The sequence below is a fragment of the Paenibacillus harenae DSM 16969 genome (assembly GCF_000422465.1).
In the GTDB taxonomy this organism is placed as follows: Bacteria; Bacillota; Bacilli; order Paenibacillales; family Paenibacillaceae; genus Pristimantibacillus; species Pristimantibacillus harenae.
Window position 1 is genome coordinate 178,877 of sequence record NZ_AULV01000016.1, and the last position, 12,964, is coordinate 191,840.

Below are 12,964 nucleotides of genomic sequence, written 5' to 3' on the forward strand. Positions count from 1 at the left end.
CCCGAAATTAGATTTGAGTCTAGGTTACTTAACGTAGCAAACTAGATGAGAATCAATGGAGGGGATTTTTTATGCTGGTCAGCTGACTTCATTTGAGCACATAGTATCTAGCGTCGCCAGAAATGGGTTTCGGAATTGGTAAGCGTTGACAACGTTTGCGAAGTAGTTCTATAATTTAAGTGCCATTTATGAAACCCATTTCATAAATGGCCGATGAAATAATAAATACGTTTATCGCCTCCTTCCATGTTAATTGAGAGTGAACTATTCGATCAGCAATTGGACTAAGACATTACGTTCAAAAAGGAAAGGAAAGGGATTTATGACTTATACGCCTGGGAACATTAGGGGACAAACGATAACAGATCATGCACGGGAGGGAACACAGCTTCGTTACGATGCGAAGAGCTTTATAATTGGGGAGAAGAGAGTATTTCTGAACATCGCTTCGATTCATTATTTTCGCATGCCCAGACAGGAATGGCGGGAAGTGCTGGTCAAGGCTAAGCTTGCCGGGATGAATTGCGTCGATACTTATTTTGCATGGAATGTGCATGAACCGGAAGAAGGAAAGTGGGACTTTAGCGGCGACAACGATTGTGGTGCTTTTCTTGATTTATGCGCTGAGCTGGGACTGTGGGTTATCGCTCGGCCGGGGCCGTTCATTTGTGCGGAATGGGATTTCGGCGGTTTTCCGTATTGGCTGAAAAATAAACAAAATATTCAGTTTCGAACAGACAATGAACCGTATCTTCGTTACGTATATCGTTACTTTGATCAAATTGTTCCGATTATCCGTTCTCGTCAATCTACGAAAGACGGCACCGTTATTCTGGTACAAGTCGAGAACGAATACGGGTATTTGGGCGATGATGCGTCAGGCCTGTCCTACATGAATGGGCTTCGCGACGGTTTACTGGAACGTGGAATCGACGTTCCATTAATCACCTGCGAGGGAGGTTTGGAAGGAACGATAGAAGGGGCGAATTTTTGGTCGGGCGCGGACTCCCATTATGGGAAGTTAATGCGCAAGCAGCCGGACGTTCCGAAGCTCGTGACCGAATTTTGGACGGGGTGGTTCGAGCATTGGGGAGCGCCGGCGGCCACTCAGAAGACACACGATTTGTACGAGAAGCGGATGATGGAGTGCATTCGCGCCGGTTTTGACGGCATCAGCCATTATATGTTTTTCGGAGGCACCAACTTTGACGGCTACGGCGGGCGGACGGTAGGAAGCAGCGATATTTATATGGTTACCTCCTATGATTACGATGCTCCTTTGTCGGAGTATGGAAGAGTTACAGCCAAATACCGAATGGCCAAGAAAGTGTCCTTGTTCACGCAGGCACTGGGGCAATTCTTACTAGAGTCGGAGCCGATGGACTCGATCGGAGCGCGTTGCGGGGAAGGCGTCAAGCTCCAAGGCAGACATTGGAACGGGCAAAAGCTTTGGTTTGCCGAAAGTCTCAAGCAAGAGAAGGAAGTGTTCCAGGTTACACTCGAAAGCGGACGTACGCTTCCGGTTTCGATCAAGCCGGGGCAAATCGTTCCGATTCTCGACCGGATCGATATTTGCCCGGGATTAAAGCTGACGAGTGGCGGATTCCTGATCGGGAATGACCGGATTGGCGAAGTTCAAACGATTATATTAGCTGGAGAAAACGGTCAGTGTACACATATCGTCTTCGAAGCCGATCAGGCCATCCATTACGATAACGAAAGTCAGATCCCTCCGCATGAGAGCAGCCCGGATGGCCGTACGCTGCGGTTGGACGTATTCAACTTCCAGACACCGCAGCGAATTTGTCTGAAGGTTGGCGAGCAACGCGTCGAAGTGATTGTGTTAAACGGCTATATGTCGGACCGGGCATGGAGACTCCAAGGGGACGGAGTCCGCTGGGCATTCGGCTGGGAAGATATGGACTTGGAAGCCGATGGCGGCGTTCGTGCAGTAAGCGGCAGCTCCGCGTGCGAACCGTTCCTTGTAGGGGATTGGGGCCTCCAAAGAGGCGAAGGCCGGGATCATGAGGGCAGAATGGTACGAAGTGCAGGCAACGCCATCAAACCGCTGCTCTCACCAAGCTTGTCGGAGTGGAAACGGAAAATCTTAAATCTACATTCGCTCAGAGGAGGCGAGCTTGCCGAACGTCCGCGCGGATTTGCGGAGCTTGGTTTGGAGTTCGGCTACCTCATATACAACAACGAAGTCGAATGCGATCGCGATCAAGAAAACATACTTGTTTTGTCTGCCATTCAAGATTCCGCGCGCCTGTTTGTAAATGGCAGGGAGCAAGCGATGATCCGTCAGGTCGGGGCTGCGTCCACAGTCATGCGGCTGCAAAAAGGAAGCAATAAGGTACAGCTTCTTGTGCAGCATATGGGCAGTCTCAATTTTTCTCCTAATTTGGGTGAAGAAAAGGGGATATTCGGGCCTGTATATATGGACGGCTCGGCCGCCTGTCTGCGAAGAGACTGGAATTGCGGCAATGAGATTGTCCATCTGGACGAGGTGCATGCCGAACCGTTTACCTCTACGCTGACGCGAAATTTTGAGCTGATGGAGAATGACGAGGCCATACTGGTCGGAGCATTAAGCAACGGACTTCGGATTAACGGCCAAGAAGTGGCTCTGGATGGCTATAAGGATTGGTTTGCTTATCATGCCGTCGATATTTCCGGCTATGTAGTCAAAGGCAGCAACACGATTGAAATGCCGGCAGCCCGAACGCCGTTGAACCGGCTGGAACTGCTGACGTACGACAGGTCGCGAGAGCTGAGAGGCTGGTCGGCAGTCTCGCTGGAAGACGCAGCGGAGTTTGCGCAAGATTCAGCCTCCATCGAAGCCGGACCTTCATGGTATAGCAGCATGTTCGATCTCCCAGCCATTCCGGAGAACGTTAGCCCGAAGCTGAAGCTCCGAATGACGGGATTGAGCAAAGGCTATTTGCTTCTGAACGGTCGCAATTTGGGCCGATATTGGCAAATCGGGCCTCAGGAGGACTACAAAGTTCCGATGGCGTGGCTGAAGGAGAAAGGCAACGAGCTGATCTTGTTTGACGAAGAAGGTAGAAATCCAGATTCGGTAAAGCTCTTCTATGACGATCAATCGGATCGACGCTGGATAACGCTGAATAAAGCGTAATAAGAAAGCTGGGGCAGGAACGATCGTTAAAGCGACGAGCCTGTCCCTTTTTCGGTGCAATAGGTGAAATGCATTACATACCAAGTCTGATTTTGCTATAATGATCCGAGACATGAAGTAGGAAGGAAGCGTTAAGCTTGAGACAAGTCACCATATATGACATTGCCAAGGAGGCAGAAGTATCGATTTCGACTGTATCTCGGGTATTAAACGATACTGCTCCGGTAAAGGGATCGACCCGTGCTAAAATTGAAGAGCTTATTCAAAAATATAACTTTCAGCCTAATGCGATGGCTAGAAGCCTCCTCAAACAAGAAACCGGAATTATTGGTGTGATCGTGCCCGATCTGACCAACCCCTTTTTCCCGGAAGTGTTTGCTGGCGCTGAGCATGAGGCGCAGCAGTCGGGGCATACCTTCCTGCTTAGCAATTCGATCGGCGATTATGCGAAGGAATCGGAATATCTCAGCATTATGCGGGAGAAACGTGTGGACGGTATTATGTTTTTAGGAGGGAGGATCAATTTAAGGCACTGCGAGGAGCATCTGGTGCAGGAGCTCGTGCAGTGTGCTAGCGTCATTCCGACCGTACTAGTCAATGGAGGCTTGCGTAACACCGACTTGATCAGGGTCGCCACGGACGAGTCGGCGGGTACCGCTCTCGCGGTTCGGCACTTGATCGAGCTTGGGCATACAGAAATCGGCTTCATCGGTGGAGAAAGCAACATGACGACGACTTCCATCAAGCTGCGGGCATTCCGCAAGGCGATGAAGGATGCGGAGCTGGAGGTCCGGGAGGAATGGATGCTGCCGGACAGCTTCTCTATTGATTCGGGTAAGCGTCAAATGCTGAATCTGCTGGCCATGAAGGAGAGGCCAACTGCCGTGTTCTGCGTCAACGATTATACGGCGATCGGAGTGATCAAGGCGGGAGTGGAGGCTGGACTGTCGATTCCGGATGATATGTCCGTCGTCGGATTTGACGATATTCCGCTGGCGCATCATTTTATTCCCGAGCTGACCACGGTTTCCCAGCAGGCGCACGAGCTTGGAAGGACGGCTGTAAAAGTACTTAAAGCTATGATGAGCAATGAAAAAGTCAAGAAGCTTACCTCGCTCGAGCCACAGCTTGTCGTTCGGCAAAGTTCGGGAGCCCCTATGCGATAACTTCTCTAGAGTGATTATAAGGCAGCAGCCATATCTGGTATGCTGCTCTTTTTTATGTGGAGCCAAGCTGTTCCAATTAACATTGGCAACGCATTGCTGGAAAATTAAAACTTGCATATTGACCAAGTATTGGAATCGAGCTATACTGAAATGGCTTTCATGAAAGCCTTTGCATAAAGTTTCGGAGACCGGATTTTATTTTATTTTTGGGGAGGGTAGCGCCGAGTATTATTCAACTCAACTGTCTGTCCTGCATTGATTTATTTAATCATTCATGAAGGGGAGTGCGCTAAACAATGAAACAGATGAAAAAGATGAAACCGATGTTAGTTGTTTTATTATCAGCCATATTATTGATTATGTCTGCATGCAGTGGCAGCAACGGAGGAAATACACCGGCCACCGACGCACCGGCCACCGAGGCTCCGTCTGCAACGGTTGCTCCGACCGAGGAGCCTGAACCGCCTGCCGCTAATTTGGGAGGCAGAGAAATTCGCATTTCGCATTGGTGGGATGCAACCCCAACCGGAGATTCGGAAGCCGACGAACTGGCCCGCGAAAGAATCAAGAAGGTGGAAGAAAAATACAATGTCAAAATTAAGTATCTGAACACGGAATACTGGTCGACTTCAGAGAAGCTTTCCTCCTCTGTCTTGGCTAACGATCCTTTCGCGGAAATCGTCCGCCTGCCTGACGGCTTCATTTGGGGACTTATGCACGGAGGATTCCTAACGCCACTTGATGATGCCCTCAATAATACGCGCATTGCGCAAGACGTAGTCGATTCGATGCGTTTTGGCGGTGAGAATGTATTCGGCCTGGAAGGCTGGTTCAACGCGAACGACTCCGGCATGTATTACAATAAACGGATTTTCAAGGAAGCGGGCTTGAAAGATCCGCAACAGCTGATGGACGAGGACAACTGGAACTGGACGACAATGCTTGATGCTGCGAAGAAACTGACCGTTGACAATAACGGTGATGGCAAAGTTGACCAATACGGTCTTGCCGGCGCGCATTACATATTCTCGGAGCAGCTGATCGCCAGCAACGGTGGCTATATCTTCGAAGAAGCTACGAAAAAAGCAAGCTTTGATTCTCCCGCTGCAATGGAAGCGCTTAACTTCTTGAACGAGCTGTATAACACACACAAGGTCGTGAAGGAGAACGAAGGAAACGACTGGGAAGATCCGGCGAAATATTTTGCGGAAGGCAATATTGCTATGTATCCGGGCGGACTATGGGAAATCGAGGGACGCCTTCAAGAAAAGATGAAGGATGAGTGGGGATACGTGTACTTTCCTAAAGCGCCTAATGCGTTATCCTATGTAGATCCGCTTGGACAAACGGCTGCCTATGTCATTCCAAAAGGCGTCAAGGACGCGGAAGCCATTGTGAAGATCTGGGAAGAATTGCAGGACTTCGACAATTGGCAAGCAAACCGCAAACTGTGGCTTGAAAATGTGCTTCCGGATGAAACTTCCATCGCTAATGCTATGAATGAAGCCGGCAAGGTACAGCGGGTGTTTGGCGGACGATTCGGAGGTCTTGGCGTTAAGGATCAGCTTGACTCTGTGACAGGCAAGTTCGTTAAAGGCGAAATTACGCCGTCGACTGGTGTCGCTCAAGTGATCGGACCAGCGCAAGCTGCTGCCGAAAAAGTGCTCAGCGGTAAGACAGAAGAGAAGAAAGAGTAGTTAAGGAAAGACTTATAGTGAACAAGCAGACTGCCCGGTTTTCCGGCTTATGGAGAACTGGGCGGTTACTGACAAAACAAGATTCCGCTAGTTTGCAAAGGGGGGGATGAGGTGAAAATCACCTTTTCCAGAATGACCATCGCTTGGCTGATTGTCATGGCTATGCTGCTCTCGATATTGGTTTTCCCTATATCTCAGTCGAACGCGTCCGGAACTGGGGATGCGGCAAATACAGAAGCCGATGCAAAGAGCGGCCAGAACTCCTTGACGAACGCATCAGAGAACGGCTACGACCATTATTTGCAGCAGTATGCAGATGAAGCACGGCCGAGTGGGGAGATCGTGATTCGAGGGGCGGACTTTACAAGCGTTAATGAAATGAACCCCGAAATCGTAGGCGAGCTTGGTGGAATATCGGGCGACTTCGTCAAGACGGGGGAGAGCGGTTCGATAGGGTGGGAACTTGAGGTGCCTGCATCCGGCTTATATCATATCGCCATTAACTATTTTCCGATCGAAGGCAAAAGCTCTGCAATCGAACGAGAGCTGTTGATCGACGGAGAGCTTCCGTTCTCTAGCGCCAGAAACCTGACTTTCCACCGTGTATGGAAAAACGAGAGCGAGCAAATCGTGCAAGATAATCGGGGCAACGAGCTGCGTCCGCGACAGGTCGAATCGCCGATGTGGCAGGAGTCGCTGCTTAGAGATACGGAAGGATATTACGAAGAACCGTACATGTTCTATTTCTCGGCTGGAAAGCACACGTTGACACTGGTGTCTTCCAGAGAGCCGATGGCAATCGGCTATATCAAATTGTATCGCTACGATGGGCCAGCTGCTTACGAAGAAGTGAAGGCCGACTACGCGTCTAAGAATTATAACGAGACCAGCGGGCACCTGATCAAAGTTCAGGGTGAGAACGCCACTTACAAGTCATCGCCGACTTTATATCCCATTCCCGACCGCTCCAGTCCGTCTACAGAGCCTTACGACGTATCGAAGATTAGAATGAATACAATCGGCGGCAACAACTGGCGGGTGCCGGGCCAATGGATCGCATGGGAAATTGAAGCGCCGGAGGACGGTTTATACCGCATTGCCATTAAGAACAGGCAAGAATTGCTACGGGGCATTTATTCTACACGCTCGCTATGGATTGACGGGGAAATTCCTTTTCAGGAAATGACGCAAATTCCGTTTTATTACGACTCGGATTGGCAGATGGAAGTGCTCGGCAGCGGGGAAGAGCCTTATTTATTCTATTTAACTAAAGGGAAGCACGAGCTGAAGCTTGAGATCAGCCTGGGAGCGATCGCACCTCTGATACGTCAAGTTGAAGCAAGTCTGCTCGAAATTAATGCCATGTATCGAAAAATCTTGATGATTACCGGCAACGTTCCAGATCCTTACCGGGATTATCAATTAAATAAACAAATTCCCGATATGGTAGAAGTGTTTCAGAAACAAAGTGACCTATTGTATGCCGTGTCGGAAGAGCTAGTGCGCCTGACGGGCGAGAAAAGCGACAAAACCGCCGTATTGAACAAAATGGCTTATCAGCTGGCAGATTTGGCAAAAAAACCGGAATCGGTTCAGAAGCGGCTGGCTCAATTCAAAATCAATGTAGGCAGCTTAGGTGCCTGGATTCTCCAGGTCAGAGAGCAGCCGCTCGAAATCGATTACTTAGTCCTTGCATCTTCTAACGTAAAGCTGCCTAAAGCAAATGCTTCCTTTGGCAGACAAACCGTTCACGAGGTATCGTCCTTCTTCCATTCCTTCATTGAAGATTACAATACGATCGGAAACACGGCCGACGCTAAGCAGTCCTTAACGGTATGGGTCGGAACGGGGCGCGATCAGGCGCAAGTGCTGAAAGCGATGATTGACGATACGTTTACGCCGCTTACCGGAATTGGCGTAAATCTTAAGCTTGTCAATCAGGATGTGCTGCTTCGCGCGTCGCTCGCGGGTGAAGGCCCCGATGTGGCCATGCAGGTCGGAAACGATGTGCCGGTCAATTTTGGCATGCGGAATGCAGTAGAGGATTTGTCGAAATTCCCGGACTACGACACGGTCGTGAAGCAATTCAGAGATAGCGCGATTGTTCCTTACAAGTTTGAGAATCAAGTATTTGGTCTGCCTGAGCAGCAAATCTTCAATATGCTCTTTTACCGGAAGGACATTCTGGAGGATCTGAATTTGGACCCGCCGCAAACATGGGAGGATGTATATGCGATGATCCCGGTTCTGCAGAAGAACCACATGGATTTCGCTCTTCCGATTGCCCAGGCGACGGGTGTCCCCGTGCTGGAGGCGAACCGGGCTTTTGCGATGCTGTTATACCAGATGGACGGGTCGTTCTACTTGAACAACGGGGCCAAGAGCGGTCTGGATACCGAGATTGGACTCGGCGCATTCAAGAAATGGACAGATTTCTATACCAGCTACAAGCTTCCGTTGATCTTCGATTTTCCAATGCGGTTCCGGACGGGCGAAATGCCGGTTGGCATTCAGGATTATACCTTCTATAACTATTTGACCGTGTCCGCGCCGGAAATCAAAGGCCTATGGGAGTTCGTTCCGGTTCCGGGCATGGAGCAGCCGGACGGCACAATTCGCCGGGATGTAGCCAGCAGCGGAACAGCTGCCATCATGCTAAAGCAGGCCAAGAACAAGGATGCGGCCTGGGAGTTCATGAAATGGTGGGTAAGCAAGGACGCGCAAGTACGCTTCGGCAGAGAGATGGAAGGGCTGATGGGCGCTGCGGCGCGTTATCCGACGGCCAATATCGAAGCGCTCAAAGAGCTGCCGTGGCCGGCGCGCGATTATCGCAATCTCGAAGAGCAATGGCAATGGGTGCAGGGTGTGCCGGAGGTTCCGGGCGGTTATTTCACGGGAAGGCATCTCGACAACGCGCTACGCGAAGTGATCAACAACGGGACGAACACGGCCGACGCCTTGTATGACTATGTACAGGAAATCGACTATGAGATCGCGGAAAAACGTAACGAGTTCAATTTGGACGGCAAGGACTAGGAGGGACTCTTTTGCAAAAAACGAAAATCGCGGCCGAGATTATGATGCAGCCGAAGGGCCGCTCTGCCGGTTTGCAAGGGAAGTGGGAGTTGTTCGTCAAGGACATGAAGCGGGATCGGCATTCATACGTCCTGCTCGCTCCATATGTGTTGTTGTTCCTGTTATTTACCGTGTTTCCGGTCGTCATATCCATTTTCTTCAGTTTTACGCATTTTAATATGTTGGAGCCTCCGCACTGGATCGGCTGGGAGAACTATTCCAAGCTGTTGTGGAACGATGACGTATTCCTGATCGGGCTTAAAAATACGATGATCTTTGCCGTTATTACCGGACCGGTCAGCTATATTGCCTGTTTCGTCTTTGCCTGGCTCATCAATGAGCTTAATTCGAAGGTCAGGGCATTCATGACGCTCGTGTTTTTCGCGCCGTCGATATCGGGCAACGTTTTCTTTATATGGCAAATTATTTTTTCCGGCGATTCGTACGGCATCATGAACGGATTCCTAATGAAGATCGGGATCATTTACGAGCCGATCCTCTGGCTGCAGAATCCGCAATACATGCTCACGATCATCATCATCGTCCAATTGTGGCTAAGTTTGGGCACCAGCTTTCTTGCGTTCATTGCCGGCTTGCAGACGGTTGACCGCACGCTGTACGAGGCGGGAGCGGTGGACGGAATCAAAAACCGCTGGCAGGAGCTTTGGTTTATTACCCTTCCTTCAATGCGGCCTCAACTGATGTTCGGCGCCGTCATCCAGATTACGTCCTCACTTGCGGTAGCGGACGTCGCAATGGCTCTTGCGGGCTTTCCGAGCGTGCAGTACGGAGCTCATACGGTCGTTACGCACTTGGTGGATTACGGTACGATTCGGTTCGAAATGGGTTATGCGTCGGCTATTGCAACCGTGCTGTTTATTCTGATGCTGGGCTCGAATCTGGTCGTTCAAAAGTTGCTTAAGAGGGTGGGGGAATAGGCAAGATGAAGCTGGCCATACGTCTCAAAAAAAGAGTGAACCGTTCTTGGCAGGTGGATATCATGCTGATCCTTTTGCTGGGTGTGTTCGGTGCCTTTATGGCGGTACCGTTGATTTATGTCATTAACAATGCGTTCAAACCGCTGGATGAGCTGTTCATATTCCCGCCTACCCTGTTCGTGAGGAATGCGACGTTCGATAACTTTACGGATTTGTTTAAAGTTATGAAAAACTCCTGGGTGCCATTTTCCAGATATATTTTCAATACGTTTTTTATTACGGCCGCAGGCACCGCAGGACATATTCTGCTTGCCTCGGCGGCGGCTTACCCGCTGGCCAAGCACAAATTTCGCGGTCATAAAGTATTGTTCACGGTCATTGTCCTTTCGCTCATGTTTTCTCCGCATGTGACGGCCATTCCGAACTATATGATCATGTCTGTCTTGGGTTGGATCGATTCGTATCAGGCTGTCGTCATTCCGGCGTTCGCTTATCCGCTCGGCCTGTATTTGATGAAGCAATTCATGGAGCAAATACCGGACGCGCTGCTGGAGGCCGCGAAGATCGACGGAGCCAGCGAATACCGTATTTTCTGGCAAGTCGTCATGCCGCTCGTCAAGCCTGCCTGGTTGACGCTGCTCATCCTGATGATGCAAATGCTGTGGGGAACGGATGGTGGCAGCTTTATCTATAGCGAGCAGCTTAAGACGATGCATTACGCCATGGGGCAAATCGTTCAGGGCGGTATCGCCCGCGCAGGGGTGGGAGCCGCAGTTGCGGTTATTATGATGACGGTGCCGATCGTAACTTTTGTTTTATCTCAAAGCAATGTGATACAAACGATGGCTTCGTCCGGCATGAAGGACTAAAGCGATGGAGGCGTATAGGTTTGATAATAAAGCGATCGATTCTGATCCTGGCGGCTGCGTTGATTATCGCCAGCCTAAGTCCTAAGCCGGCTCACGCATCGCCGTACGAGGGATATACCTATTCGTATTGGGGAGAGGCCGTTCAATCGCCGATTGCTTATCTTCCTTCCAGAACGATAACGGGTCAGGAAATAGGCATTGAACCATTAGCGACACCGAACGATATGTTCGCGGCGCCTGACGGCAATCTGTACGTTCTGGATTCCGGTAACGGCCGAATTGTGGTACTTAACAGCGAGTGGAAGGCAATCCGTCAAATTCAAGGCTTCGACAATAACGGCAAGCAGGATAGCTTCAATAAACCGGAAGGCATCTTTGTTAGCGGGGCAGGTCATATTTATGTTGCGGATACCGAAAATAAGCGCGTAGTTGTACTGGACAGCAGCGGAGCGTTCATCAGAGAAATCGGCGCTCCTAAGTCGGAGGTGCTTAGCGACAATTTCGAATACTTCCCGCGCAAGGTCATCGTCGATAAAGCCGGCCGAATCTATGTTGTCGCAAGAGGCGTCTTTGACGGCATTATCGAATTCGACAGCGTAGGCGACTTTACCGGTTTTATAGGTACGAATCCTGTGCAATTTGATCCGGTTGATTTGTTCTGGAAAACCGTATCGACAAAAGAACAGCGGGAAAAAATGATTCGATTTGTCCCGATAGAGTTTAATAATGTGGACGTAGATGCAGACGGATTTATCTTTACGACTACTGCTGATAAGCAAACTTTAGTTCCCGTCAAAAGGCTGAACCCGTCCGGCATTGATGTGCTCCGCATAAACGGGGAATGGGGTCCGATAGGCGATTACAGTAGAGACAGATCGGCTTTCATCGACATCGATGTCAGCGGCAATGGCGTGTACCGGACGCTTGATTCGACTCGGGGGCGAGTTTTCACTTATAACGAGGACGGCAATTTATTGTACGTGATCGGTCAGTACGGCAATCAACTAGGTACGTTCAAAAATCCGGTCGCGATTGAAAGTTTCGGCAATCGAATCTTTGTTCTGGATCGCGATCTGGGAATGATTACCGAGTTTTCCGCGACCAAATTCGGAAGCCTGGTTAACGAAGCGAACGGTTTGTACAGCATAGGGAAGCACAATGATGCGGCAAAGCTGTGGCAACAAGTACTCAAGCTTGATGCGAATTACGAAATGGCCTATGTCGGAATCGGCAAATCGATGCTGCGTCAAGGCGAATACAAGCAAGCGATGACTTATCTGAAGCTAGGCAACGACAGGGAATATTATTCCAAAGCGTTAACGAAATTCCGCAGGGAATATATGCGCGAGTACTTCGGGACTTACATGACGATTGTGATCGCGCTCATACTGATCGTAATGGCAGTGCGCCGTGGCATGAGGGTAAGAAAGGAGGGCATGAAACAGGATGCAGTTTCTCAAGGACGCTAAGTACACACTGCATGTCGCTTTTCATCCCTTTGACGGTTTTTGGGATCTGAAATACGAGAACAAAGGGAAGCTTAGAATCGCTCTTGCCATCTTGTTCGGCGTGACGGTTATGATGATACTGAAACGCCAGTATGCCGGCTATGTAGTCAACTATAATTACCCGCTTGATTTAAACAGCATCGACGAGTTGAAATACATTGTCCTCCCGTTCTTACTCTGGTGCGTCGCGAACTGGTCGTTGACCACTCTGATGGACGGGGAAGGTAAATTCAAAGAAATTGTCATCGCCACTGGCTACGCGATGCTCCCTTTAATTTTAATTTATCTGCCCAATATATTGCTAAGCAATGTCATTACGCTGCGCGAGGCTTCGTTCTATTTTTTGCTGGAATCCGTAGCTACACTATGGTTTGTTTGGCTGCTGTTTATCGGAACGATGACGGTTCATCAATATACGGTTATGAAGACGATCATGACGATGCTGTTAACTGTCGTGGTCATGGGTATCATCATCTTTTTGGGTTTGCTGTTCTTCAGCCTGATTCAACAAATCGTTAGTTTTGTTTACACGATCTATCAGGAACTTTCATTGCGAGCATAAGAAAGGG

The 12,964-nt window shown here is 49.7% G+C and carries 8 protein-coding genes; all 8 read left to right on the plus strand.

Features of this window, described 5'->3' with window-relative positions:
* Positions 1-322 precede the first annotated feature (322 nt).
* Positions 323-3,142 (plus strand): beta-galactosidase, encoded by a 2,820-nt coding sequence (locus H581_RS0104605; RefSeq protein ID WP_051250452.1) that lies wholly within the window; start codon positions 323-325, stop codon positions 3,140-3,142.
* A 137-nt stretch (positions 3,143-3,279) separates the two neighbouring features.
* Positions 3,280-4,308: a LacI family DNA-binding transcriptional regulator gene (locus H581_RS0104610; RefSeq protein ID WP_028609003.1), complete on the plus strand. Its 1,029-nt coding sequence runs from the start codon at positions 3,280-3,282 to the stop codon at positions 4,306-4,308.
* Between the two features lie 296 nt (positions 4,309-4,604).
* The gene (locus tag H581_RS0104615; protein ID WP_028609004.1) at positions 4,605-6,005 is read left to right on the plus strand and encodes an ABC transporter substrate-binding protein; all 1,401 of its coding nucleotides are present in this window, start codon (positions 4,605-4,607) and stop codon (positions 6,003-6,005) included.
* Between the two features lie 132 nt (positions 6,006-6,137).
* Positions 6,138-9,041, plus strand: a complete 2,904-nt coding sequence (locus tag H581_RS0104620) for an extracellular solute-binding protein (protein WP_036717760.1) — start codon at positions 6,138-6,140, stop codon at positions 9,039-9,041.
* 44 nt (positions 9,042-9,085) lie between these two features.
* Positions 9,086-10,018, plus strand: coding sequence for a carbohydrate ABC transporter permease (locus tag H581_RS0104625; protein ID WP_036717762.1), 933 nt, complete (start codon positions 9,086-9,088; stop codon positions 10,016-10,018).
* Positions 10,019-10,023: 5 nt separating this feature from the next.
* Positions 10,024-10,887, plus strand: coding sequence for a carbohydrate ABC transporter permease (locus tag H581_RS0104630; protein WP_051250453.1), 864 nt, complete (start codon positions 10,024-10,026; stop codon positions 10,885-10,887).
* A 20-nt stretch (positions 10,888-10,907) separates the two neighbouring features.
* On the plus strand, positions 10,908-12,356 hold the full coding sequence (locus tag H581_RS33025) for a hypothetical protein (protein WP_051250454.1): 1,449 nt from the start codon (positions 10,908-10,910) through the stop codon (positions 12,354-12,356).
* Positions 12,334-12,957 (plus strand): Yip1 family protein, encoded by a 624-nt coding sequence (locus tag H581_RS0104640; protein WP_028609008.1) that lies wholly within the window; start codon positions 12,334-12,336, stop codon positions 12,955-12,957. Before H581_RS33025 ends, H581_RS0104640 begins: the two co-directional genes overlap by 23 nt.
* Positions 12,958-12,964 lie beyond the last annotated feature (7 nt).